The sequence below is a fragment of the Bacillus haimaensis genome (assembly GCF_048270625.1).
In the GTDB taxonomy this organism is placed as follows: domain Bacteria; phylum Bacillota; class Bacilli; order Bacillales; family Bacillaceae_I; genus Sutcliffiella_A; species Sutcliffiella_A haimaensis.
The window spans coordinates 2385791-2409110 of sequence record NZ_CP158164.1; the positions used below are offsets into that span (position 1 = coordinate 2385791).

The 23320-nt window shown below is 40.1% G+C and carries 29 protein-coding genes and 3 riboswitches; of the genes, 6 read left to right on the plus strand and 23 right to left on the minus strand.

The features are described from left to right. Window positions 1-144: 144 nt before the first annotated feature. Window positions 145-300: a hypothetical protein gene (locus ABN702_RS12105; protein WP_204418275.1), complete on the plus strand. Its 156-nt coding sequence runs from the start codon at window positions 145-147 to the stop codon at window positions 298-300. Between the two features lie 61 nt (window positions 301-361). Here the strand turns inward: ABN702_RS12105 and ABN702_RS12110 are convergent, their stop codons facing one another. From ABN702_RS12110 to ABN702_RS12150, 9 genes are all read right to left on the minus strand, one after another. Further along, window positions 362-520, minus strand: coding sequence for a hypothetical protein (locus ABN702_RS12110; protein WP_417897110.1), 159 nt, complete (start codon window positions 518-520; stop codon window positions 362-364). A gap of 11 nt (window positions 521-531) precedes the next feature. Then, window positions 532-870 carry a TIGR04104 family putative zinc finger protein gene (locus tag ABN702_RS12115; protein WP_417897111.1) on the minus strand — a complete coding sequence of 113 codons (339 nt, stop codon included), beginning with the start codon at window positions 868-870 and terminating at the stop codon, window positions 532-534. Window positions 871-874: 4 nt separating this feature from the next. Continuing rightward, window positions 875-1687, minus strand: a complete 813-nt coding sequence (locus tag ABN702_RS12120; protein WP_417897112.1) for an aminoglycoside N(3)-acetyltransferase — start codon at window positions 1685-1687, stop codon at window positions 875-877. A gap of 143 nt (window positions 1688-1830) precedes the next feature. Continuing rightward, window positions 1831-2211, minus strand: a complete 381-nt coding sequence (locus ABN702_RS12125) for a cytochrome-c oxidase (RefSeq protein WP_417897113.1) — start codon at window positions 2209-2211, stop codon at window positions 1831-1833. A 129-nt stretch (window positions 2212-2340) separates the two neighbouring features. Next, window positions 2341-3303, minus strand: coding sequence for a nucleoside hydrolase (locus ABN702_RS12130; protein ID WP_417897114.1), 963 nt, complete (start codon window positions 3301-3303; stop codon window positions 2341-2343). Window positions 3304-3365: 62 nt separating this feature from the next. Continuing rightward, entirely contained in the window at window positions 3366-4439 is a 1074-nt protein-coding gene (locus ABN702_RS12135) for a Ger(x)C family spore germination protein (protein ID WP_417897115.1), read from the minus strand. Continuing rightward, window positions 4426-5520 (minus strand): GerAB/ArcD/ProY family transporter, encoded by a 1095-nt coding sequence (locus ABN702_RS12140; RefSeq protein WP_417900890.1) that lies wholly within the window; start codon window positions 5518-5520, stop codon window positions 4426-4428. Before ABN702_RS12140 ends, ABN702_RS12135 begins: the two co-directional genes overlap by 14 nt. Before the next feature lie 30 nt (window positions 5521-5550). Further along, on the minus strand, window positions 5551-7008 hold the full coding sequence (locus ABN702_RS12145) for a spore germination protein (RefSeq protein WP_417900891.1): 1458 nt from the start codon (window positions 7006-7008) through the stop codon (window positions 5551-5553). A 228-nt stretch (window positions 7009-7236) separates the two neighbouring features. After that, window positions 7237-7569 (minus strand): hypothetical protein, encoded by a 333-nt coding sequence (locus tag ABN702_RS12150; RefSeq protein WP_417897116.1) that lies wholly within the window; start codon window positions 7567-7569, stop codon window positions 7237-7239. A 206-nt stretch (window positions 7570-7775) separates the two neighbouring features. On the opposite strand from ABN702_RS12150, the gene ABN702_RS12155 reads away from it, so the two are divergent. Beyond that, window positions 7776-8249, plus strand: coding sequence for a sigma-70 family RNA polymerase sigma factor (locus ABN702_RS12155; RefSeq protein WP_417897117.1), 474 nt, complete (start codon window positions 7776-7778; stop codon window positions 8247-8249). Between the two features lie 53 nt (window positions 8250-8302). On the opposite strand, the gene ABN702_RS12160 is transcribed toward ABN702_RS12155, so the two are convergent. Next, window positions 8303-8497, minus strand: coding sequence for a hypothetical protein (locus tag ABN702_RS12160; RefSeq protein WP_417897118.1), 195 nt, complete (start codon window positions 8495-8497; stop codon window positions 8303-8305). 350 nt (window positions 8498-8847) lie between these two features. On the opposite strand from ABN702_RS12160, the gene ABN702_RS12165 reads away from it, so the two are divergent. Further along, entirely contained in the window at window positions 8848-9030 is a 183-nt protein-coding gene (locus tag ABN702_RS12165; RefSeq protein ID WP_417897119.1) for a YkvS family protein, read from the plus strand. 90 nt (window positions 9031-9120) lie between these two features. Here the strand turns inward: ABN702_RS12165 and ABN702_RS12170 are convergent, their stop codons facing one another. The 6 genes from ABN702_RS12170 to queC form a co-directional block, all read right to left on the minus strand. Next, the gene (locus tag ABN702_RS12170) at window positions 9121-9435 is read right to left on the minus strand and encodes an AbrB/MazE/SpoVT family DNA-binding domain-containing protein (RefSeq protein WP_417897120.1); all 315 of its coding nucleotides are present in this window, start codon (window positions 9433-9435) and stop codon (window positions 9121-9123) included. Window positions 9436-9524: 89 nt separating this feature from the next. Continuing rightward, window positions 9525-10193: an oxidoreductase gene (locus ABN702_RS12175; protein ID WP_417897121.1), complete on the minus strand. Its 669-nt coding sequence runs from the start codon at window positions 10191-10193 to the stop codon at window positions 9525-9527. 351 nt (window positions 10194-10544) lie between these two features. After that, window positions 10545-11042 carry a preQ(1) synthase gene (gene queF / locus ABN702_RS12180; protein WP_204418261.1) on the minus strand — a complete coding sequence of 166 codons (498 nt, stop codon included), beginning with the start codon at window positions 11040-11042 and terminating at the stop codon, window positions 10545-10547. Window positions 11043-11060: 18 nt separating this feature from the next. Beyond that, entirely contained in the window at window positions 11061-11780 is a 720-nt protein-coding gene (gene queE, locus ABN702_RS12185) for a 7-carboxy-7-deazaguanine synthase QueE (RefSeq protein WP_417897122.1), read from the minus strand. Then, a complete protein-coding gene (queD, locus tag ABN702_RS12190; protein ID WP_417897123.1) occupies window positions 11777-12223 on the minus strand; it encodes a 6-carboxytetrahydropterin synthase QueD in 447 nt (148 codons plus the stop codon). Before queD ends, queE begins: the two co-directional genes overlap by 4 nt. After that, on the minus strand, window positions 12220-12891 hold the full coding sequence (gene queC, locus ABN702_RS12195) for a 7-cyano-7-deazaguanine synthase QueC (protein WP_417897124.1): 672 nt from the start codon (window positions 12889-12891) through the stop codon (window positions 12220-12222). The genes queD and queC overlap by 4 nt, the downstream gene beginning before the upstream one ends. A 637-nt stretch (window positions 12892-13528) precedes the next feature. Further along, window positions 13529-13574, minus strand: a riboswitch (PreQ1 riboswitch). A 104-nt stretch (window positions 13575-13678) separates the two neighbouring features. Between queC and ABN702_RS12200 the strand changes: the two genes are divergently transcribed. Then, window positions 13679-15013, plus strand: a complete 1335-nt coding sequence (locus ABN702_RS12200) for a DUF2254 domain-containing protein (protein WP_417897125.1) — start codon at window positions 13679-13681, stop codon at window positions 15011-15013. A gap of 116 nt (window positions 15014-15129) precedes the next feature. On the opposite strand, the gene ABN702_RS12205 is transcribed toward ABN702_RS12200, so the two are convergent. The 3 genes from ABN702_RS12205 to ABN702_RS12215 form a co-directional block, all read right to left on the minus strand. Beyond that, complete coding sequence (locus tag ABN702_RS12205; protein ID WP_417897126.1) at window positions 15130-15588, minus strand: hypothetical protein; 459 nt, start codon at window positions 15586-15588, stop codon at window positions 15130-15132. 16 nt (window positions 15589-15604) lie between these two features. Then, on the minus strand, window positions 15605-16369 hold the full coding sequence (locus ABN702_RS12210) for a hypothetical protein (protein ID WP_417897127.1): 765 nt from the start codon (window positions 16367-16369) through the stop codon (window positions 15605-15607). Between the two features lie 173 nt (window positions 16370-16542). Beyond that, window positions 16543-16665, minus strand: coding sequence for a DUF6254 family protein (locus ABN702_RS12215; RefSeq protein WP_417897128.1), 123 nt, complete (start codon window positions 16663-16665; stop codon window positions 16543-16545). 411 nt (window positions 16666-17076) lie between these two features. Between ABN702_RS12215 and ABN702_RS12220 the strand changes: the two genes are divergently transcribed. Both ABN702_RS12220 and ABN702_RS12225 read left to right on the plus strand, forming a co-directional pair. Continuing rightward, the gene (locus ABN702_RS12220) at window positions 17077-17391 is read left to right on the plus strand and encodes a CPBP family intramembrane glutamic endopeptidase (protein ID WP_417897129.1); all 315 of its coding nucleotides are present in this window, start codon (window positions 17077-17079) and stop codon (window positions 17389-17391) included. Between the two features lie 72 nt (window positions 17392-17463). Beyond that, the gene (locus ABN702_RS12225) at window positions 17464-17865 is read left to right on the plus strand and encodes a hypothetical protein (RefSeq protein ID WP_417897130.1); all 402 of its coding nucleotides are present in this window, start codon (window positions 17464-17466) and stop codon (window positions 17863-17865) included. A gap of 62 nt (window positions 17866-17927) precedes the next feature. Here the strand turns inward: ABN702_RS12225 and ABN702_RS12230 are convergent, their stop codons facing one another. The 4 genes from ABN702_RS12230 to ABN702_RS12245 form a co-directional block, all read right to left on the minus strand. Beyond that, complete coding sequence (locus tag ABN702_RS12230; RefSeq protein WP_417897131.1) at window positions 17928-18950, minus strand: hypothetical protein; 1023 nt, start codon at window positions 18948-18950, stop codon at window positions 17928-17930. A gap of 156 nt (window positions 18951-19106) precedes the next feature. Then, the gene (locus tag ABN702_RS12235; RefSeq protein ID WP_417897132.1) at window positions 19107-20312 is read right to left on the minus strand and encodes a homoserine dehydrogenase; all 1206 of its coding nucleotides are present in this window, start codon (window positions 20310-20312) and stop codon (window positions 19107-19109) included. Next, window positions 20305-21405: a homoserine O-acetyltransferase MetX gene (gene metX, locus ABN702_RS12240; RefSeq protein WP_417897133.1), complete on the minus strand. Its 1101-nt coding sequence runs from the start codon at window positions 21403-21405 to the stop codon at window positions 20305-20307. Before metX ends, ABN702_RS12235 begins: the two co-directional genes overlap by 8 nt. A gap of 21 nt (window positions 21406-21426) precedes the next feature. Further along, a complete protein-coding gene (locus tag ABN702_RS12245; protein WP_417897134.1) occupies window positions 21427-22746 on the minus strand; it encodes an O-acetylhomoserine aminocarboxypropyltransferase/cysteine synthase family protein in 1320 nt (439 codons plus the stop codon). Window positions 22747-22808: 62 nt separating this feature from the next. Then, window positions 22809-22928, minus strand: a riboswitch (SAM riboswitch). A 160-nt stretch (window positions 22929-23088) separates the two neighbouring features. Beyond that, window positions 23089-23193, minus strand: a riboswitch (SAM riboswitch). Window positions 23194-23320: the final 127 nt, after the last annotated feature.

Genomic DNA, 23320 nt, shown 5'->3' on the forward strand with positions numbered 1-23320 from the left:
TACGTCTGCTCTAGTCATCAGGCGCTGACAAGGATGTACATAAATTTAGTTTTTTTTACAAATTTCTCTATAATCGCTTATCATTTATTAGAATATTTTGTATAATAAAATTACTAATTTCTTCATGTGTTTAGGAGTGAAGTGATGGATACAAGAGGAAGAAGAATTGTTCGCAACAAATCTAGAAGTCAGTTTCATTATTTAGTACTAGCAAAGGAATTTATCAGTTCATTCGTTCTTCATGCACTTTCACTAGCTATTGTTGCAACATTTTTAATTTGGGTATTAAATCAGGTATAAAAACCAAAAAACGAGAGGGTCCCCACTTGGAGGTCCTCTCGTTTTCGTTTATATTGTCCCACTACTTCTTTTTTTGCAGCGGAACAACTTTTCTAGTTTCCCATTTCGTTTCCAAATCAACCATCCTGTCTTCTAGCTTTCTAATAGTTCGATTTAACCGATAGAACATTGGGATGTAAAGGATAATGACAGCTACTACAGCATAAAAGATAGATTCCATTCTTTTCCCCCTTATACTTCGTTTCTGCTTCTCTTTTTAGTTGGCTGGACCTTGCTTTTATAATAGCTTATTCTGGTACCGGCATAAAAAACACTGCCACTCGCAAGAAGTAATACCAATAAAACCTGAACCAACCTTGATTCGATGCTAAAAATTGCAGTTATGATATAGACCAGAATGACCGGGATCATGACTGTATACAAGGAAAATAAAAATCGATATCGCTCGTCCACTTCATGGACCGTTCCACATGCTTTGCAGGTTATGGGACGATAACCAAAGAAAATCGATGTCAGTTTTGTCGAATATCTTACGTTTTCCTTACAGGTTAAACATTGTTGAAATGACATGCTTCTACTCCTTAGAGGTTGATAAATTTAAAAAATATTCATATGTATAATCCACTAGCTCCTTCTGGTCCATCAACCGTGAAAAAGCTTTTCCTATATAACCTTGTTTGACCTCGAATTTCAATTCGAACTTTTTGCCAATTTCATTGAATACTTCGTCCTGATAGGCTATTGTGTGATATTCCTTCCAGACTTTTGCCCCATCTTCCATGATGGCACTCCCCGCTTTTATAAGCGTCTTTTCAGGTTGCCGGTGTTCCGCAAGATGCATGGAGGTATTGTTTTCATAGTCCACTCCAAGTAAAAGGACACTCCCTTTCAAGTCATAGATTCTCGCCAATGGGGAATGCTCCCCTAAGCCTTCGTCAAGTCCATGACCATCAGTTACAAAATGTTTATGCTGTCCCCACGCAGCAAAAGAAAGCGTCGGATGATTGCTGCGAACAACATTTGGAAAACTGCGGAACGACTCCGGTACTACACCCATTTTATAGGTAGGAGTTATGTCCGGGTCAAAAGCTGGTGTCTCCACTTTTATCGTCTCCCACCATTCAGAGGGCACTGGAGGATGTTGCCACTCGCTGGGATCACTATTATCTCCGGTGTGCGTCGGCATCACCAGAGTCCCCTTATCGGTCAGCACTTCCTGCAATGCCTGAATGACTGCTACCTGTGCCCCGCATACCCAGCCGATTTTGCTCAGGGAAGAATGGACAAGCAAGGTTTGTCCCTCTTTTATTCCAAGTTTCCTTAAATCATCTATCAGGGAGGATTTCGTGACCAATGTCGAGCTTATCTCCTCTTCATGCTGTGTCATGCTATCACTTCCTTTTCCAAGAGCATCTATACTTATCATATCAAATCTATGAATAAAGAAATATATAATTATCTGAAAATAGGAATAAAAAGGAGGATGTGCAGCAGGCATCGCTCATTGCTGTTCACCCTCCCTCTTTTTTCCTATTGCTCTTCTACAGGCTGTTTAAGATTCTTCAGTATATTAATTACAAATAATAGCACACCTAGAGTAGTTAAATTGGCCCCGATGATCGTTGCGATCAAGTAGGAGTCATTACCGTGAACTGCAAATGCCAAACCGATCATCATTAAAGGCAAGCCGATGTTATGCAGCCAAAAGTGGCTGAGTGCAAGCTTTGTTTTTCCGACTGAAGGGAATAAATGATAAATGATACCCGCAAGCGTCAAGGAGCTCCAGCCCAGGAGATTGATGTGAACATGTACAGGTGTAAGACTGTAATCGTGTGCCGTTGACATATAATACCCGATTCCAACACCAATCAAAAAATATACCGCTGAAATCTTTATTAATCTGATTCCCATTCCCCGTCCCCCATTCCTGTTTACGCTAGTAATCTACACCTATTTATACGTATAATAGCAATACCTTAGAACCATAAAATTTCCATATATTGAATAAATGGTAACCTCTTCAAAATATCTAATAAACTATTATTCTGAGTTTGGCAGTTTATTGGTCATCACTTGAATGAAATCTTCAATAAAAGGCTGTGTGTCAACTTCCATGGCGATTGCGACCTTGTTCTCCCCGGGTTTAATATCAGGCTTTGGTCTGAAGTCGGCAATGCTTACCCCTCGCAGGTCATTCTCTCCTGTCCCGATAAAAATTTTCCGCTCCACATATTTAAAGGCCTCTGGAGTGGAAATGGCAAATAAGGTAAGGACATCATGTAGAGGACTTCCTTCAATACCTGGGACAAGTTTCTGATATGCTTCGAAATAATAATCGAAAATGGATTTCATCAGAGGCTGGTATGGATTATTTTCGGTTGCCACAATATTATTGATGATTTCCGGTGTAATGATTGCATCATTTGTCACGTTCAGAGGATAGACTACCCCATTCTTCACTTTGCTCGTTACAATAGCCGAAGCAAGCTGGTCACCATAAAAGTTTGCCTCTGCCCCTGCTGTTACATTTCCCGGCACGAGAAAAGCCCCTCCCATCAAATAATATCCCTTGACGGAATTCATAATTTCATCCCCGGCCAGATTAAATGCCAGGGCGAGCGATGTACTTCTCCCTACATCGACAATGAGCAGTTCCTTTCCATACTCTTCAATTATTTTAAATATCGTATCAAAGTTAAGCAGTTCCCCTTTAATGGTGGCTGGTGGACGGATTGGACCAAGCCCTTCCTCCCCGTGAATTTCCGGATAAAATGGTGTAAACTCCCCAGACAACGGCCCCTTTGCTCCACCGATTAGAACCACATTATTTCTGTTTGCCAATTCCAATAAATAAGCGACGTTCTGAGAGGCCTGTTCTTGATTGACATTGCCATAGCTGGTCACTATTCCGACCAGTTCAATCTTCTCACTTAATATTCCATAGATGATTGCCAATGAATCATCGATGCCCGGATCACAGAATAACAAGACTTTTTGCGGCATTTCCCTCTCTCCCTCGGTTGAGTGGCTTTCTCTATTATATTCTGCTGAACCTTGATTTTTCCTTATTCCGTAATACCAGTTCCGATTATTCTCACTTCGGACGTTATTTTAATTTTTACATTTGGATACTGCTCTTCCCATTTTTTGAAATCAAAACCTCTTTTTCGTGATTTGGCTTCATAACCAAAGCCGACAGGATCGACATTTTCCTTTTGAAAGGAAGCGATCAATTCGGTTGATTTCTTTTCTAAATCCTCTTCGAAAGCTTTCTGGAACTCTTCAATCTTTTTAGGGTCCACCTTTCCACCCGAATACTCTCTGACAACCCCATCCATTTTAAGGTGAACATGAAATTGGGGTTCACCATTTTTCCATTTCACCTTAACCTTTCTTTTTGTTTTGATACTTCTTAAAGCAACGTATTCCTCTTTGTTGGGCAGTTTAATTGAAAGTACTCCATCTGTATATTCATCCACAAGGAATTTAAAATAGAAGAGCTGTTTATTTGGGACGATAGTTGTGAGCTTTCCCCCTTTAATCACGACCGCTCCGACAATCATAACTTTTCCATCGACCAATTTAATATAAGGAAGATTCGGATCCTTCCCTTTTTGATAATAGTCGGACAGAAAAACATGTAAATTTGTGGTTGGGACATCACGGCGTTCTATATTATGTTTGATGAGGTTGGCTAAATAACTCCCTGTTCCCTCTGTTCCATAATTCCCTTCTAATATTTCCTTAACCTGACCATCCACAATTGACAGATATAGACCGGTTCCTATACTAGCATCCCTTTGTAGTGCATCGACTAGTTTTAAGATTCCTTTTTCAGCTAAGTCCTTGTTAAAAAGCACTACCTCCAAACTACCGTTTACAATGGGTGCTGAGGATTTTTTCTGTAGCTCACTTAATAGATTTCTATTCAAATTTGCTACAGCAGAAAATGTTTCATTTGATATCGATTTGTCCGCCTGATATATCGGAATGAGGAAAGTCCCCATTACATCATCACCTGAAACAAGATCAAACCCCTCCACAGTCTCAATATTGACATCATCTACAATTTCCTTTTCCAAGCAGCCTGTAAGGAGAAGCATGCAGAATGTGAAAATACTACATTTACGCAGAAGCATTTGCTTTCCTCTCCTTTCTCCAACTTGCAAAAGATACTATGGCAAAAAGGACGGGGATATAGATATACCCCATGTAGAATCCGATCTGCCCCAAATAGTTATTTAAATCATTGATGAGTTTCCTATCTTCAAACAATTGCATCACACAAAAAACTAATATTGTGATGATGATGAGGGTGATTCTGTGCTTGGTATGGAAGACTCGTTTAGCCAGACGACTGGAGCACCAAAGAAAAATACAGACGTTGGGAAGTATGATCAGACACCAGTTGGCAATACCTATATACTCCATTCGCTCAACAAATGGCAGCTCAATGATTTTCCAGATGGAAAGTGTAGCCCATATATTTTTCTCCAGTTTGCCTTCACTAAAATAGGCAAAAGTCACTACAGTAAGGAAAAGGTAAAGGATTGATGTCGCAAAAACCCCGAGATGTGCCCATTTTTTTGATTTTTCAGGATTGCTTATAAACGGATAGAAAATGAGCAGGGTTTCAAACCCCAGCATACTTAAGGTCATATCCTTTCCGGAAATCAGAATGTCTTTTATTGAGTGATCGAATACCGGCAGCAGATTCCTGAAATTGGCATATTCCAATGGAAGAATAAGCGTTAATACCAGATAGGAGGGAAGGACAACTCCCAGGAAGGCGATTCCGGTAATCACCCTGAAACCTCCGGAAATAATGTAATAGACGAGCATAAGGAAGAACAAGGAAAAAATCCATGTATGCAAATCCTGAAACAGCCAAACCTGAATCACTTCAATATAGGTTCTCAATACAGTTACTGTTGTGAAAATAAAGTAAACCACAAAAAATATATTGAAAAGGTTACCAATCCATTTCCCAAAAGCCAATCGGTGGGCACTTGCTAAATCCCCGTTACTCTTTTCACAAATTTTATAGATGAAATAGATGATGAAGTTCGTGTATAACCCAAATATTATTATCCCTATCCAGGCATCATATCCGGCAGTCATTGCAATGATCCGCTGGAAGCCTAGTGCCCCCACCCCAAACATAGTGCTATGAATCAGAAAAAACACTAAAAAAGGTGAAACCTGAAACTTCTTTGGCACCTGTTGCAATGTAATGCCTCCCTTCATTGGCTATTCGCCATCAATATCCTTTGGTTTCCGTTTCTTTTTCATTGCCATTCTCTCTTTTTTCTGCGTTCTTAATTGATTAGGCCGTTTCGTTTGAAATGAAAAAGGAAAACGCAATAAAGCATCTTTCATATCTTGGACTCGCGGCGGATAGATCGGCTCCAAGTATGGCTTGTTCAAAGAAGTTAACCTCAATAAGTGGGTAGCCAGTATGCAAAAACAAAAGACTATCCCGAGCAATCCCCATAGCTCGGCAAACAATAAGAATGGGAATCTCAATAGACGAATGGTATTACCCATTTTGTAGACAGGAGTTGTAAAGGAGGCCAGTGCAGCCAGAGCTACGATAATAAGTAGTACATTACTCGTAAGGCCAGCTTCCACCGAGGCGGTTCCAATTACGATCCCGCCCACGATACCGATTGTTTGACCTACTTTTGTCGGTAATCGGGCTCCAGCCTCCCTTAATAATTCAATTGTCAATTCCAAAAAAATCGCCTCCAGTATCGGGGGCAATGGTACCTCTCTCCTGGATGCAATCAACGTACTGAGCAGATCTTTTGGAATAAGCTCATAATGATAGGTGAGTACGGCAACATAGACCGGAGTCACCAAAATGGAAAAGGCAACCCCGAAAAGTCGTATCAACCGGAAGAAGGAAGAAAGCCAATAGCTTAAATAGTAATCCTCAAAGGATGAGAAGAACTCCACTAGTGTTGTTGGCCCGATCAGTCCGTGTGGGGACCCGTCCACCATGATTACGACTTTCCCTTCAACTAATGCGGAAGTAACACGGTCAGGCCTTTCCGTATCCAAAAGCAACGGAAATATTGTATTTGCATTATCAGAGATTAGCTGAGTAATATAGGAACTATCATTAATATGGTCGTACTGGACTTCTGATAGGCGTTCTTTGACGGTCGCTACATTATCTGTATTTGTGATGCCATCGATGTAGAGAATGGCTATTTTCGTTCTTGATATTGATCCTAATTGCTGCTGTTCCACCGTCAGCATCGGAGTTTTCAGTCTTCTTCGAATCAGGTTCAAATTAGAGTCGATATTTTCTACGAATGACTCTTTCGGGCCGATTACACTGAATTCCACTTCAGGTAAGGAAACCGCACGTGTTTGAACAAACTCTGATCTCACAAGTAATCCTATCTGGTCATGTTCATGAATTTGCAGGAACATAAACCCGGATAGCATCTTTTCCCTAATTTCGTTTGCATCCTTTGAAATGGATACCACTTCAATTGGAAGTAGATCCTTCAGATCCTCCAGACTATTCCAGGGTTTTGTTGTTATAACATGAAGAATATCCCGATGCAAGAAATCAGTATCTATAAGAGTGAAATAGTAGTTCACCCAAACTTTTTTTCTTCCATCCTCCGTATTACATGTGAAACGGAGGAAATCAACTGACTTGTGCATCTGAGCGATCAGCTCATTTACTGTCATATTCTCTACAAGTCCTGAATCGGATTTAGATTTAGTTTTTTTTGTTTTAAAAAGCTTCTGAAAAATATTCTTCAATCTAAACCCTCCTCTGACCATTCTTGTATATGTTATTTTTCCTAGAAAACGCCTTAATATACAAGAAAATCCATAGCTCTTTGTTCCAGATTTGCGTGATTACCATAAAAAAAATGTAGAGCCCTCTAAAGGGACTCTACATTTTTACAACTATTATCTTTGTGGTCTTCTGATAATCTCCACCACATCAAATAATCGAATATGGTACGTGTTTTTATCTATATCTTTAATCGTCAGCCTGTTCGCTTTATAACGAAATGATTGGATCCGCCCTGTAATCTGTATAACATCACCTTCAAACCATATGGACATCTTTATCGTCTCTTTTGCCATATAAATATGACGCAGGAGCTTTTTTATGTACTGGATATCGGGGACATTTTCCGGAAACAACAGAAACCCCTGTACAGTCTTCTCCTGATCATTCTTCCATAAGTACATCGTTTGGTTGGTTAGCTTATTTTCATTTTCCTTTTTATTCTCCATGGCCATTACCCCTTTTTCTATTAAATTCTTTGTATTTCGATGCAGGTAACCTCCATTTTCCAAATAACACCATTGAAAACTTAATAAACTACCTATTTGACTAAGCATATACCATATATTCTGAGATGTGCAGGATTAATAAAAACAACTTACATTGTAAGTACCGCGGAATAATGAAGAGCCGGCTTTTCAAAAGGACCACAAACATGAAGGAACCCTTTGAAGAGGTGCTAAAGCAATACACTCCCATGATTCATCATATTATTCATTCGTTGCACATTTACAAAAATCAAGATTATTATCTGCAGGAGGGTATGATTGCACTCTGGGAAGCTACCGTTACTTTTGAAGCGGAAAAAGGTGCATTTACTTCTTATGCATATTCCACCATTCGGGGAAAATTGCTTAATTATCTAAAAAAAGAAATCAAGTTTGCAGCCACAGAAGAGCCTTCTGACGATATTAAATTGGATGCATTCCCCTACCATGAATCCACCATTAGGGAAGACATGGAAGCCTACACTCAGAATCTTACAGAAAATCAAAGGAAATGGCTAGTAGAATATATCATAAATAATAAGAAAATAGAGGAAATTGCCTTTGAGACAGGGGCGACAGCAAGTGCAGTGAAATCCTGGAGAAGAGGAGCCTTAAGAAAATTAAAAAATGTGGTGCTATAGTAAAGGGATAACAGTGGTTTTTAGAACCCACTGTTATCCCTTTAAAATAAGTTTCAGCTTCTCGCCTCTTGCATGTATTGGTAAATCACTTCGCCATTATGTTTTGCTATTCCCCGAAAATGCTTAAAGTCTTCTCTTGAGACAAGCACTTTTCGGAATTCCATGAACTCCTCTTTTGTCACCAGATATTGATGAAGTTCCCCATTTTTCAATTTATCCAGAATTTCTGCAGCCAACTCTTCATTCATGACTTTTCCTCACCTTCGTCTTTCATCTGTCCAAATTATTATTATAATATCGTATTATTTCAGAAAAGACTTCATTTGAAAAGAAAAAACCCCTTCTTTTTGGGAGAAGGGATTCAATGGGGGATAAGGAATAAAATGATTAGAGTTAATTTGCTCTTCACAAATTACTACTCTCTCCATGATATGCCCATTAAATAAAGTTGTTACTGTTAAATTAAAAGAAAATTTCGAAAAAACTACCTTCAAACTATTTACGTTTTTACAAAAATAATGCAAAATGTATATAATAACTTTTTTATATACTTTCATTAGTTTTCCAACATATACAAAACTTTATAAGGAGAGAGAAGATGAAAAAGGCAGAAGTGGGGAATATTATTGAATTTAAAGAAGGCTTGCAAGGGGTAGTAGAAAAAGTGAATGAAAACTCAGTTATAGTCGATCTGACTTACATGAATAACTATCGTGATTTGGAGCTTGAACAAAGAACAGTTGTCAATCACAAAAACTATAAAGTTATAGGACAATACTGACACCATTCAAAAGGCTCTGGATTTCCATTGCCAGAGAAGGAAAAGGAAGTTGTTAAATGCAATCTTCCTTTTTTCTTTGTGTTTTTTCAATCATCCCAATTCTTCCTCTAAAATATCTAATACAACCGCACTTTTTTCCTTATCAAGTTGTACAGTAAAATGCGTTTCTTCACTTATCTTCAGGTTTCTTCTAATTTCTACGGGTATATTCACTTTTCCATTATTCGAAACGACGGACTCGTTGAAAACATGTTGTTCTTCAATCGGCTTCATCACTAGGCCCAGCGGTTTTTCCATAATCATTAATACATCGCCATCAGAAATTTCCAGCTGTTCCCTTATTGTTTTGGGAATGGTTAAATGGCCAGATTTTCGAATTCTCCGCAATTCCTTATAATGGCACATGGTATACACTCCTATTTTTTTAAATGTATTCCCTTATATTTCAAATAGAAAACGAAAAATGGAGATGTTAAAGGAAAAACTAACAATAGTCATAGGCTCCCTATCTTTTGTATTAGATCGGACTCTACAAGGTGTACTCCTTTTTTACTATTTTTCATAAAAGCAACCATTGCTTTTGCCACTATTTTGCCATCAACGGGCCTGTACTTTTTAAGTTTCCCTACCAATATAGGCTGTACTGCCTTTCCAAGCCATTCTCCCACTTTTTCACCTTGTCGAAATTCCTTTCTATCTCCCAAGAGCAAAGAAGGACGGAAGAAATAGATGGAGGCGATTCCAATACCGCTTACCGCCTCTTCCATCTGACCTTTAATTTTATTATAAAAAAACCGGGATTCAGAGTCTGCGCCAATTGCAGAAACTACAGCAATCCGTTGTACACCCTGAGCCTTTGCCAGCTTTGCTGCTTCCACGACATAATCATGGTCAACCTTTATAAAACTTTCCTTCGATCCTGCCTTCTTTCGAGTGGTGCCTAAGCAGATGAATACTTCATCAACCTGAAACGCTTCGGTATTTTCGGAAAGTCTTGAGAAGTTTGTAACTACTTCCTTCAGCTTAGGGTGTTTTAGGCTGGTTGGCCTTCTCACTAATGTAAACACGTTTTCGTATTCTGAATTATCTAAAATTTCGTTCGTCAACTGACTCCCAACCAATCCGGTAGAGCCAAGGATCAAAGCATTCTTTGTACTATTCATAAAGTTTCTCCTTTTCCTACTTCTATTCTCTTTATAACAAATCCTTTAATTTTCTACAACTAATGAGCTTTGTCAGCCAATCTGTTCCGGTACGCAGTGAAAGGAGCCCTTCTCTTTTTAGAAAAAGGCTGTTTTCGCATAAATTGTTGCTTTTGACGTACTCAAAGTAAACACGTTATATTACTGGTCCTCGTGCTCTTTTCAGTGAAGTAGATATTTTATCACTTTGAATAATATGGAGAGAAATGCTGTAAAAAATCCAAGTGCCGATTTTTTACGGGCGTAAAGCAACAAACTTTAAGAAAAGAGCCTAGAAAAAAAAGGTACAACATGATGTTGTACCCTCGGGTATTAACGGTTATCAATCTTTTCCGGATATAGGTCATGGTTCATCAATCTGTATTGCGCCATTTCCTCATATTTTGTACCCGGTTTTCCATAGTTTGTGTACGGATCGATGCTGATGCCGCCACGCGGGGTGAATTTGCCCCATACTTCGATATAGCGAGGGTCCATCAATTCAATCAAGTCATTCATGATGATATTCATGCAATCCTCATGGAAATCGCCGTGGTTGCGGAAGCTGAAAAGATAAAGCTTCAGTGATTTGCTTTCCACCATCAGCTCTCCCGGAATATAGCTGATATAGATGGTTGCAAAATCGGGTTGATTTGTTTTCGGACATAGGCTAGTGAACTCAGGGCAATTGAATTTGACAAAATAGTCCCTGTTCGGATGCTTGTTTTCAAATGTCTCCAGGACATCCGGAGAGTAGTTGAATAGATAGCTTGTTCCTTGGTTTCCTAAAAGCGTGACACCTTCAAGTTCATGATCTTTTCTTCCTGACATGTTAAACACTCCTCTGATCTATACTCCGCGCTTGTTTCCCCAGACAAGGGTATGCAGCTGCGGCAGCACTCTTACATTATTCAGTTCCTCGTCTTGCATCACTTCTTCAATCAGCCATTCGTACTGAGCTAAAAGCTTTTGAATCAATTTATCATTATCTTCTGTGGAGATGTCTTCGTTCCCCACCTGTACAAAAAAGGATAGCTGTGGATATCTGTTATGGACTTTCTTAGCATAAGCCAGATCGTCTTTATTAAACACTACGACCTTCAAAGATGTCTGTTCTACTTTTATTCGTGAGATGATAGCATCGAGCACATTAAAATCAGTTTCCATCAAGGAGCTTGGCGGTTTTGGGGAAATGGTCAGATCATCAATATCAAAGAGCCAGTCCTGCCATCTGCTGCCTTGTGTCTCAAGTGCGACCTGAATATTGTTCTGATGTAAGAGCTGTACAAGCTCTCCCATGTTTTTTAACAGAGCCGGATTGCCTCCGGATATGGTAACATGGTTGAATTTCTTGCCACCAATCCTTACCAAGCGCTCCCAAATCTCTTCAGGAGTCAGCAGAAGGATATCAGCCTTTGCACTGCCATCCCATGTAAATGCTGAATCACACCAGGAACATTGATAATCACAGCCTGCTGTTCGTACAAACATGGTTTTTCTTCCGATGACCATCCCTTCCCCTTGCACGGTAGGCCCAAAAATCTCTAATACTGGTAGTTTGGTACTCATTTATCCTTCTTCCCTTTCTTCTTCGGGCGATAGACCACATAGCTGGTAGGCGTTTCACGTACAAATACCTGCAGACATGTCGGTTTATTGGGAAGTGCTGACAGATGGTTCTCGATCGTTTCCCACATGGTTCTCGCCACTACCTCCGTTGTCGGAAAGTAATCAGGGTTGTCAGAGCGAAAAACATCCACATGGTCATTTAAAATGGTATGGTCAAACTTATCATGCAAAAGTACCTTCAGATCTTTGAAATTCACCAAAAATCCAGCTTCATCAAGATCATCCCCACCAACAGTTACATTGACAAAGTAAGTATGCCCATGGACCTGCTTGCACTTCCCAGCCGAGTCAGAGGGGATATAGTGCGCCGCTGCAATATGCATATCCTTATTCAGTTCATATTGGAAATCATGAAAAACCTGTGGATACATCTGTTGCATCATGAGGACACAACCCCTTTATCCTTTATTGCCAGATACTCATCAAGTCCACGCTTTCGAAGCTTACATGCCGGGCACTCCCCGCATCCATCGGAAATGACGCCATTATAGCATGTCAAGGTTTTGGTTCTTACAAAATCCAGGGCACCTAGTTCATCTGCCAGTTGCCAGGTTTCCGCTTTGTTCAGCCACATCAAAGGGGTATCAATGACAAATGGGTAATCCATGGAAAGATTCAGTGTGACATTCAAGGATTTGATGAATATATCCCTGCAGTCGGGGTAGCCGCTGAAATCCGTTTCACATACTCCGGTAACAATATGCTTTGCACCCATCTGCTTGGCTGCAACTGCTGCAAAGGATAGGAATAACAGGTTCCTGCCATCCACAAAAGTGCTAGGCAGCTCCCCCTCCTTTTCCTCAATCTCAATATCAGATCGAGTTAGAGCATTTGGCGTCAACTGGCTTAATAGTGACATATCCAGTACACGATGATTCACTCCCAGCTCTTTTGCTATTGTTTTGGCACATTCTATCTCCAATTCATGACGCTGACCGTAATGAAAGGTTACAGCTTCCACTTCCGCAAATTCACGCATTGCCCATAATAAGCAAGTCGTGCTATCCTGGCCGCCGCTGAATACTACCATCGCCTTCTCTTGTTTTTTCATGGTAAAAATCTCTCCTTACATACGAACTAATTCTATTTGACTGTTTTCAATTTCCAAATAAGATGAAAACAATTAATTTTGCCCGTTGATTTCCGCTCCAGAAACTTGCTTTCCGCGGGGAGGGTGGGAGCCTCCTCGGCGTCGCCTGTGGGGTCTCCCACTTCCCTCTATTCTCCTGCAGGAGTCAAGAATATCGGCTACAATCAACTCACGGGGTTAAAATGATTTTCTAAAAACAAAAGCCTTTCAAATATGGCGCTAATGTAAATGAGAAAATTTAATAACCTAATTTTTCTTGGCTTTAGTAATACTCAATCTTGACTTAAGTTCACCCCTGTTGATTGTAGTGCAAGGTGTGAGACTCCTGCGGGAGCAGCGTGTCAAGGGAGACCCCGCAGGCGCTTTAGCGCCGAGGAGGCTCCCGAGGCCGCCCGCGGAAAGCGAACACCTGGAACGGAAATCAACAGGGAGATTAATGTGTACACCTTATTTTTAGGAAATCAATTTGTTAAAAGCAACAAAAATTTATTAAAGAGCCATATATTCAAAACAGAAAAAACGCTACCTGAATATGGAGGCTAGCGTATAACATCGGAACAAATAAAAAAAACTATATCCTAAGGAATATAGTTATGTTCAGTCCTTAGTTTTTTATAGAGGGTATTTGCTAGAACCTCTCCTACTGCAACCAGTTGCGTAGACTTTATTCAATTTAACTTTGTTACTATAACATATTTTATCGTAACAATCTACTATCTTTTACTATGAAGGAAAGAAGGGAATGTAAATGGCAAAATCAGCTGCACTTTTAAGGATAAAAAGCAGCTTTTTGTATCTACCAGCGTTCTATGGGATACTATCTGCCTGCTTGGCATTTATCACGTTATTTGTTGATCATCTACTACTCGTATCAGGAGGAAGGAGTACTTGGATTCCCTTTATTCTTTTATCGGATATTTCTCTTTCGCAAACGATACTCAGTTCAATCGCTTCATCTTTATTGACGATGACTACCATCACTTTTTCCACGATTCTTGTTGTGCTGACCACTTATCTGTCGCAGTTTTCACCCAGGGCTCTGCAAAATTTCATTACAGACCATGCCACTCAAAGAGTGTTAGGTATCTTTACCGGTGGTTTTATCTATTGTATTCTTTTACTGCTTTTACTAAAAGAGACCGAGGAAAACCAGCTATTCCTTGTCCCTGCATTCGCCGTTGGCATTGCCATTCTCTGCTTGATTGTCTTCGTGTTCTTTATCCATCATGTGACAACATGGATTCAAGTGAGTAATCTGCTGCACAATATAACTGTGAAAACCATTGATAGTATGGAAGACCGTTTCCTGAGTAAAGAAAATGCACAGATTGATTCTCCATGGGATGATTGGGAAAGCCAAGAAATTGCAACAAAAAAACCGATTATATATATGAGCGATAAAGCAGGATACATTCAATATATTGATATTCCCTCATTGGTAGAGACTTCTTGCAAATACGAATGCATTGTAAAGGTAGAACGTAAGCAAGGGGACTATGTAAACGAAGATACTCCCTTGTTGGCCATTTATAAAAATGAAAAGGATATTTCTAAAGAATTATTCATGTCCCATATCTCTGTATCCCTTGCACGTGCACCCTTGGAGGATGTTGAGTTTGGCATACGAAAGGTTACAGAAATTGGTGTAAGAGCGCTCTCAGCAAGCATAAATGATCCGATTACTGCCATACATTGTATCGAGCAATTGAGCACCATACTTTCTAGGCTGAGTTCCATGCCTGAAGCCGCGCCATACTTTAATGATAAAAATAGAAATTTGAGAGTGATGGTTCGTAATCCTGATTTTTTTGAATATCTGAATATCTCATTTTCCTCCCTCATACGCTACGGGAAGTCGGATTTTGATGTAGTCATTTCTTTATTTCATGCACTTACCATTATATCGAACCATTCTGAGGGACCCAGAAAAGAGGCGATATGGAAGTTTACCCAGCACGCACTCGAAGCGATGAAAAGTGAAAATTACCTTGAAATAGAGAAACTTCGACTTAATCAGAGCTTGAAAGAATTATTGTTTTCTCTGGGCAAGTCAAAAGAGTTTACCCATATAATGTTTCAATAATTCTAATCTCCTTCCTTTCCTTCTGTCCTTCAGCAATTTGACAAAAAAAGGTGGGATGGAGGTTTATTCCAACAAAAAAAGGCACCTATTACAGGAACCTGGTTTTAATAGCCTTTTTACCTTTCCAATACACCTATTCCTAGAACAAGGTTATTCCAGAGGACTTTTTCTATCTTTTCCTGTTTCTCCTTTTCACAACGTATCAACAGAATCAAATCTGCATCCGATCCACGTTTCCTCATATTCTTCTCACTTTTCTTCGTAGTATAGTAGTCGACCAGAAACCCTAATACCACTCCAAAGACCAATCCAATAAGGCCCCATAGAATTGGTCCCAAATATAAAACATATCCGTAAATAACACCCAGCAGCATAAAGATGATTCCAAATATTGCGGATAAATCCATCAAACTCCGTCCATCTGAACGGTGCATGGAATCAATCAGTTTGGATTGGTATTTGACCTTATCCAAAGGAATGACAAGCAACTGATCCTTTGATAGACCCAGCTCTTCCAATTCACGTAATGTAAGTTCCATTTCCATGTTATATTTAAAGGTCGCGAAAATGTACATTACATTCATCTCTTTTCTATAATGGCATTTTAAAATCGAGATCTTGAAATTTTTCCTTCAACTCCCTGCTCATATACCGGTCTAGGAGCTTATTGATCTCAACGGCGCTTACATAGGAATCATATGCTGCAAAACAATAGATGGATGGGAGAAATAGAAGCCATTGAGGGATAAGCGCTTGACTGGCATGACTGAAATCTCCCATTAATGTAAAGTGGATGGCAGTGTAGACATTCGCCTGGTACGTGATAATCATCCACCACGTTAAGATAAATATAACCGAAAGAATTCTTGTAACGTATAAATTCCCTAGTCCTGGTGTCAACAGCGACCAGAATAAAGCAAGGGTAGGGCTCTTTTTGTCCATAAGATTAATTTCAAGAGAACTTGAATTTTTGATGATAATCGGAAAATTATCCCGATAAGCCATAGTATAATGCTTATTCATTTCAATGGTTAAACGATAGCTGTCCCAAATCGAAAAGACGTACATGCTTATGTATAGAATGATCCAGCGTTGATCTAAAACCCCCACTGCGTCTTCAAACCTTCCTATCATGGAAAGATAGATTGCTTCGTTCAGATGGGCAGCGTTGTTTATCAAGACTTCCCAGGAAATTAAGATGAATGCGGTCAAATACTTATTTAGCATAAAATGTCCAAAGCCCGGGAAAGAAGCAGCCCACCAAGCCACAACAAAAGGTTTGCGGTAATGAAGTATGCTCGTTGTAAACGGACTGATTATCGCAGCATATCTCTTTTTCTTGTAGCTTTCGCCCATTCTGCCTACCCCATTCACCTGTTATTTCTTCCCATAGTATGCGGTAGACACCCGCCAACTATGCAACTGTTGATGAAAACGGGACATAAGTATTATTTTTGGGATATCTTTAAAGGTTGATTAAATAAATGGCACTTCCCGTTTGGGGTGCCATTTATTTTGAGAGAATTTATTTAATTGCTCTTCTTTCCCGCTTCATCCGCTAATTGTTCGAAGCTCTTGACTTTTCCGTGCTCATTTTGTGATTGCTTTCGTACTTTTCTTTGTCGTTCCTGCTGACTTTTTGATTGTGTCATCCTTATCTACTCCTTTCGCAAGCTTGTTCTTATGATTTGTTTATGGAAAAACAATTATTCGACAGACATGTTCTTCTGCTACAATAGTTGCAACAACAAAAAAGGAATGTTGATTATGAATTCAATTAAATCAATCCTGCCCTTGTGGATATTGGCCAATATTCTGATTGGTATCAGCTTTATTTTTAGCGGTTTTTTTTGGCTTTTATTCCCGCTAGCATTAACGCTTCTAGTTTTATAAGCCTGAAATTCACACGCCAACGTGATATTTCACTGATACCATCCATTAAGTCTGTACTCATCGGTTTCGTTTCAGGCAGTTTGCTTTATCTTGTTTTTTTCTTGACCTATTATGTTATCAAGCTCTTTGATCTTCCTTTCCTTTCACAAGTTAAAGGATTATATACGATTGTGGGTCCATCAGAGATATGGCACTATCTGCTATTGGTACTCATTATTGTACCTGGTGAGGAGATTTTTTGGAGAGCGTATATACAGGATGCAATTTCAGAATGGAAAAACGGACCTGCAGGTGTCATGATTGCTGCCTGTCTTTATGCATTTGCACATCTTTGGTCCGGAAACCTTATGCTTGTGGCTGCTGCATTTACAGCAGGTATCGCCTGGGGGGCATTATTCGAATGGAAACGCTCTTTGGTGCTGATCATTATTTCCCATTTGGTGTTTGATATCTGGTTGCTTGTCCTTATGCCATTGAATTTTTAAGTTTTGATTTACCCTCATCCCGTCAATAAGGTAAAATGATTTCTGGGATAAATGAAAGAAGGAGGAATAAGTATGGATGCCATTTATCTATTTGTCATAGCAGCTGTAGTTGCATGCTTTGGAATAGCTTTACTGCTCAGGTCAAGTATGGAACAGCTGGCAATGCACCCGGAGAACATCTCTCACATACAAACAAGGCTATTTATGTTTGTAGCATTTATTGAAGCTCTTCCGATAGTTTTAATTGTTTTCGGATTTATGACATTAGCTGATTCTGATGCAGACCTGATTATCCCATTAGTGATAGTCGTCGTTAGTGTTGTGATAAATGCCATTTTTAATCTTCTAAAACGAAATGAACTCGTAGCGAACTACCCGGAAGTCAAAAGTACGATTAATTCCCTTTTCCTTGTAGGAAATGCTTTAACGGCAGCTATTCCTGTTGTTGCCATAGTAGCGATGTTTGTAAGATGACAACAGGAGATAATCCAAAAATGAAAGCAGGCAGGAAACCACGAAAGGTTTTCCTGCCTGACTCATTTCCTCACAATCAAAAGTATCAGAAATGCGATGCTTATATAGCCGAATAGTGGGTAGAGGTGTTCAATTAAACTTCCGTAGCCGATTTGGCTTATCGTATATATGATGGAAACCAAAACGATCGTTACGATGTAGCGAGGAATATTCCACATGCTTTCCAACTGACGCTGCAAACCGAAAATATCGCTGACAACAGAAGTGAAAATCTCCCCATAAATGACAAACACATACATACCGAAAAAGGAAATCATACCAAGCTTTACAACCTCTGCCATAGGAATTTCAAACGTCTGGAAATTCGGCAGTGATGCGATGGATATATGACAGGTTATCAAGATGAAGCAAAGAACAAGGCCACCTATAAAACCGCCATGCTTAATGACCCATTCGTCATCGACTTCTGTTGCAAGAGGTACAAGAACAGGCTGAGCCATTGCCAAGTTGAAAGCGACATAGGTAATAGGGGAAATCCAACCCTTCCATGACGGCTGTTGCGAAGCCAGGGTCAGGAAATCCAGGCCGTGCTCCATTAAGGCATTTCCTGCGATGAAAAAACTGAATCCGATCATGACAGGCACTACCACAATGTTGACACCAACCAAGCCTTTGACACCAACTAATACAACGCACACAGCCAATCCCACTGTCAGCAATAACCCAAGCTGATAATGCCATCCCAGTTGTTCTTCAAATACAGCTCCTGCCCCGGACAGCATCACAGCTCCAACACAGGTCAAAATGATGAGCATGAAGAGGTTGACCACTGTACCTGCAGACACCCCAAACAGATATTCATTAAACTCTTTATAGGAAGTCGCTTTTATCCTTTTGGAAACCAGCATCATTTTCGTACCAAGCCAAATGAATAAAAACCCACTGATTAAAATGGAGAAGAATCCTATCCATCCATATTGGGTGAAAAATTGGACAATCTCTTTACCGGTTGCAAAACCTGCCCCCACTATTGTCCCAACATAAACTGCACCTATTTGAAAGGCACCAAGCCAACTTCTACTCAACCGCGCCCCCACCTCTAAACTATTTTTTTGCGACCTCTCCACATTGAAAATGAAAAAACTGCTTGTCACATTATATGAGACAGGCAGTCAGGAAAGAAGCGCTTTTTTGATAAGGGCTTTATTAACATTCCGCTAGAAAATGTTCTCTAGTAACTATTAAACTTGGAGGGGCAATTTCTTCCTTTCATACCTTCCTTTTAACGGGAATATGTTTGTACTCGAACTGTGTGACAACCCCGAAGGTATAACCTCACCTTCAATAATCCAGGTTGTATCATCCAGCTTTTCGATGACCGAAATTTCTTGACCGGATTTTTCTATTTCAGGGTATTCACAAAAGATTACCCATTGCAATAAAGTATCCTGGTCAGTAACAGAATTTTTTGCCGCAGGAGAGGCTTTAGGTTTATTTTCCAACTGAATGATGTCTTCTAGGACTGCACTCGCTGTAGGAAACATGCCAGCCCCTGGACCCTGCAGCTGCAAAGTACCCAACAGATCGGTTGTAATAGAAACACTGTTTTGAACCCCTTCGACTTGATAGAAAGGATGGGAATCTGTTACAAGAACAGGTTCCACCTTACATTGGATCTCATCATTTGACTTGGAGAGAGCGACCACATGTTTGAACCTCAAACCCGCTTCTTCTGCAACCTTCATATGCTGAGGCTGAATATGTGTTATTCCCTTTCTTTTGACGCTATCGATACAAGGCAGTTCTCCATAAATCAGCTGACTCATTACCATGCCTTTATAAAGGGCATCATATCCTTCAATATCATTGGTAGGATCGGATTCTGCATAGCCATTTTCTTTTGCAAGCTGGAGCGTCTCAGCAAAAGTGCTGCCCAACTTCCTCATATTCGTTAAAATGAAGTTGGAGGTTCCGTTAAGAATGGCCTCGATTTTTTGAAAATGATTAACCTGAAGAAGCTGTCGAATCGTTTGGATGATAGGGATTCCTCCCGCTACGGTCGCCTCATAGCCTAGGCCAACTCCTTTTTCCAGGGCCAAGGTCTGCAGCTCGGTTCCATGAAATGCAAACATTTCTTTATTCGCCGTAACAATATGACAACCCTTATCGATTGCTTTTTTCAGATAAGTAAATCCTGGTTCCCTGCCAACAATGGCATCAATGACAATATGAAGATCTGAAAGTGACAGAATATCCTCAAAGTTCGCTGTAAGTAGGACCTGATCATCCGGCGCCACATGTTTTTCTAAATTTCGAACAAGAATGGCAACAACTTTAACCTCTTTTCCCAATAGCCTCTGTAAACGGTTTTGATGGGATTCAATCGTACTGTATACCCCCTTTCCAACCGTTCCATATCCCAACAGCGCCACATTTATTTTAGACATGAGTCACTTCCCTTCTCTCTTTTTCCTCAAGCAATCTCTTCACTTCCATCCCCCATTTGTCAAACTCAACCAAAAAGCCATCATGTCCGAACTCTGTTTCAACCTCAACAAAACTTGCAGATATTCCATGGGCTTTCAGTGCCTCCACTGCTTCTCTTATCATACTAGTGGGATATAGCAGGTCTTTTGAAAAACCTATCATACACACTTTACTTTTTATTTGGCTCAGTGCTTGCCTCCAGCCGTTCCGTTCCCAGCCGATATCATACTGATCCATTGCCTCCAACAGACAAAGATAGCTGTTGGCATCAAAACGTCGTGTGAATTTCTCACCCTGGTATTTCATATAAGAATCCACCTGATATTCAACAGTAGAGTCATCTTTTGTTCGTTTCTGTTCCCGGTTAAAACGATGATTGAATAAACTGGCAGAGCGATAAGTTACCAGACCAACCATTCTGGCTATTTCAAGACCTTTCAACATTTCATTTTCCTGATAATCTCCATTATTCCAAAGCGGGTCTGTCATAATGGCTCTTCTTCCAATACAGTTAAAAGCTAGAGCATAATCAGTAAAATAAGGGGTTACAGCCATAGGAATAAGAATATCTGCATAATCCGGATATAATATTCCCCATTCGAGCACCTGCATTCCCCCAAGTGAGCCTCCAATAACCGCTTTCGCTTCGGAGTACCCAAGCTCCCTCAATGCCAAATATTGAGCATGCACCATATCTCTGATTGTGACGGACGGAAACTTGCTTCCATATTTTTCACCAGTTATTGGATTCAGGGAGGTTGGACCTGTGGAGCCATTACACCCTCCTAGAACATTCATTGTTATTACTTGATAGTCATTTGTATCAATATAGGATTCGGGACCAATAAAGGAATGCCACCAGCCTTTTTCTTCCTCGGATCCTCTTGCAAATTGGTTTCCTGTCAAGGCATGACAGACTATAATAAGTTCCCTATTCTTATTTCCAACCCTTTCATAGGCAATTTCCACCTTCTCCAATACTTCTCCACTTTCAAGCACCAGTCGCTCGATCCGGACACTACCGGCAGTTGTTTTGCAATCACACTCTGTCACTGTCCTTCCACCCTTTTCATATCAGATGCTTTCCACTTTTAAGATGGATTTTCCTGTTGCTGTGAAAAGTGCCTGGTCCAGATCCTTTTTCAGATCTTCGATTGATTCAATTCCTACAGATAGGCGAATCAGATCTTCTGTTACGCCTGACTTTTTCAGATCTTCCCCTGTAAGCTGCTGATGCGTGGTGGATGCTGGATGAATGATCAAGGATTTTGCGTCTCCTACATTGGCTACATGTGACCATAGCTTGATTGAATCAATAGCTTTTCTTCCAGCTTCTCTTCCTCCTTTAATTCCAAAATTGAGAATGGAACCATATCCGTTTCTCAAATACTTTTGAGCGGATGCATGCGCCGGATGTCCTTGAAGACTAGGGTGGGATACCCACTCAACAGCAGGATGATCTTGTAGGAATCTTGCAAGCTCTGTTGCATTTTCGTTATGCTTTTCCACCCTTAGGTGAAGCGTCTCCAATCCTTGTAGAAGCAGAAATGCATTTTGAGGACTTAAGCATGCGCCAAAATCACGCAAAAGCTGGACACGCAGTTTAACTGCATAAGCAAGGTTTCCGAAGGCTTCTGCATAGCGAATGCCATTATAGCTTTCATCCGGTTCAGTAAAGTCTTGGAATTTAGGATTATCCCAGTTGAATGTACCGCCATCCACCACAATTCCTCCGATTGTCGTTCCATGGCCGCCAATCCATTTAGTTGCGGAATGTACCACAATATCCGCTCCCCACTTGATCGGGTTGCAAAGATATGGGGATGCAAAAGTATTATCAATAATGAGTGGTATGTCATGATCTTGTGCAACTTTGGCGACACCTTCAACATCTAAGACATGTAAGCTCGGATTTCCAATGATTTCGCCGAAAATCGCTTTGGTTTTTGGGGTTATTGCCTTTCTGAAGTTCTCTGGATCCGTTCCATCCACAAAGTTCACTTTTATCCCATATTTCGGCAATGTGACAGCAAAAAGATTATAGGTACCTCCATACAGATTGCCTGCTGCCACAATTTCATCACCGGAGTGGGCAATGTTTAATATGGCAAATGCAATTGCAGCCATGCCGGAGCTGGTTGCCACTGCCGCCACTCCGCCTTCTAACAGCGAAATTCTCTTTTCCAGCACGTCGACTGTCGGGTTTCCAATTCTCGTATAGATGTTGCCGAATTCATTCAGGGCAAATAAATTTTGGGCATGCTCTGTATCATTGAACACATACGATGTTGTCTGATAGATGGGGACGGCTCTGGAACCGGTAGTCGGATCAGGAGTTTGCCCTCCGTGTAGCAATAGCGTTTCTAATTGATAAGCGTCATTTGTATTTGTCATGTTTTTACCTCCGTTTTTATATAAAAATAAAAAACCCCTTCATAAGAAGAGGTTTTTTCCTCCTCTTATCTGTCAGGCATAGTCCGCCTGCAGGAATTAGCACCTTTTCAGAAAAAGAATAACTTTTCCTGATGGTTGCCGGACTTCATAGGGCCTGATCCCTCGGTCACTCTCGATAAGAGATATTCAGTTTTTTTTGTTCATTGCGTTAATTCATTGATTGGATGATTGATTTACTATCTACCATATTGAGTAATTCCGGATAATATTACTTTTACTTTTCCCCCTTTTGTACAGATAAAAAGCCTCTTCGATAAGAAGAGGCTTTCATTCAAGGTCCTCTTCTTATCTCTCAGAAAAAAAATCTGCAGAAATTAGCACCTTTTCAACATCATTGAAGGTTGCCGGGCTTCACAGGGTCTGTCCCTCCACCACTCTTAATAAGAAGTTTGCTATATGATTTTTATAAGATTGATACTTTTTGCAATTATAACAACAGTCTCAAGATGAAGTCAACAAACTTTTCTAAATATATAGAATATATTTTTTCTATGATTTACCAACAGGCAAAATA

Coding starts and splice junctions, on each gene's coding strand:
- ABN702_RS12105 (WP_204418275.1), top strand. CDS start 145: ATGGATACAAGAGGAAGAAGAATTGTTCGCAACAAATCTAGAAGTCAG.
- ABN702_RS12110 (WP_417897110.1), bottom strand. CDS start 520: ATGGAATCTATCTTTTATGCTGTAGTAGCTGTCATTATCCTTTACATC.
- ABN702_RS12115 (WP_417897111.1), bottom strand. CDS start 870: ATGTCATTTCAACAATGTTTAACCTGTAAGGAAAACGTAAGATATTCG.
- ABN702_RS12120 (WP_417897112.1), bottom strand. CDS start 1,687: ATGACACAGCATGAAGAGGAGATAAGCTCGACATTGGTCACGAAATCC.
- ABN702_RS12125 (WP_417897113.1), bottom strand. CDS start 2,211: ATGGGAATCAGATTAATAAAGATTTCAGCGGTATATTTTTTGATTGGT.
- ABN702_RS12130 (WP_417897114.1), bottom strand. CDS start 3,303: ATGCCGCAAAAAGTCTTGTTATTCTGTGATCCGGGCATCGATGATTCA.
- ABN702_RS12135 (WP_417897115.1), bottom strand. CDS start 4,439: ATGCTTCTGCGTAAATGTAGTATTTTCACATTCTGCATGCTTCTCCTT.
- ABN702_RS12145 (WP_417900891.1), bottom strand. CDS start 7,008: ATGACAGTAAATGAGCTGATCGCTCAGATGCACAAGTCAGTTGATTTC.
- ABN702_RS12150 (WP_417897116.1), bottom strand. CDS start 7,569: ATGGAGAATAAAAAGGAAAATGAAAATAAGCTAACCAACCAAACGATG.
- ABN702_RS12155 (WP_417897117.1), top strand. CDS start 7,776: ATGAAGGAACCCTTTGAAGAGGTGCTAAAGCAATACACTCCCATGATT.
- ABN702_RS12160 (WP_417897118.1), bottom strand. CDS start 8,497: ATGAATGAAGAGTTGGCTGCAGAAATTCTGGATAAATTGAAAAATGGG.
- ABN702_RS12165 (WP_417897119.1), top strand. CDS start 8,848: ATGAAAAAGGCAGAAGTGGGGAATATTATTGAATTTAAAGAAGGCTTG.
- ABN702_RS12170 (WP_417897120.1), bottom strand. CDS start 9,435: ATGTGCCATTATAAGGAATTGCGGAGAATTCGAAAATCTGGCCATTTA.
- ABN702_RS12175 (WP_417897121.1), bottom strand. CDS start 10,193: ATGAATAGTACAAAGAATGCTTTGATCCTTGGCTCTACCGGATTGGTT.
- queF (WP_204418261.1), bottom strand. CDS start 11,042: ATGTCAGGAAGAAAAGATCATGAACTTGAAGGTGTCACGCTTTTAGGA.
- queE (WP_417897122.1), bottom strand. CDS start 11,780: ATGAGTACCAAACTACCAGTATTAGAGATTTTTGGGCCTACCGTGCAA.
- queD (WP_417897123.1), bottom strand. CDS start 12,223: ATGATGCAACAGATGTATCCACAGGTTTTTCATGATTTCCAATATGAA.
- queC (WP_417897124.1), bottom strand. CDS start 12,891: ATGAAAAAACAAGAGAAGGCGATGGTAGTATTCAGCGGCGGCCAGGAT.
- ABN702_RS12200 (WP_417897125.1), top strand. CDS start 13,679: ATGGCAAAATCAGCTGCACTTTTAAGGATAAAAAGCAGCTTTTTGTAT.
- ABN702_RS12205 (WP_417897126.1), bottom strand. CDS start 15,588: ATGTACATTTTCGCGACCTTTAAATATAACATGGAAATGGAACTTACA.
- ABN702_RS12210 (WP_417897127.1), bottom strand. CDS start 16,369: ATGGGCGAAAGCTACAAGAAAAAGAGATATGCTGCGATAATCAGTCCG.
- ABN702_RS12215 (WP_417897128.1), bottom strand. CDS start 16,665: ATGACACAATCAAAAAGTCAGCAGGAACGACAAAGAAAAGTACGAAAG.
- ABN702_RS12225 (WP_417897130.1), top strand. CDS start 17,464: ATGGATGCCATTTATCTATTTGTCATAGCAGCTGTAGTTGCATGCTTT.
- ABN702_RS12235 (WP_417897132.1), bottom strand. CDS start 20,312: ATGTCTAAAATAAATGTGGCGCTGTTGGGATATGGAACGGTTGGAAAG.
- ABN702_RS12245 (WP_417897134.1), bottom strand. CDS start 22,746: ATGACAAATACAAATGACGCTTATCAATTAGAAACGCTATTGCTACAC.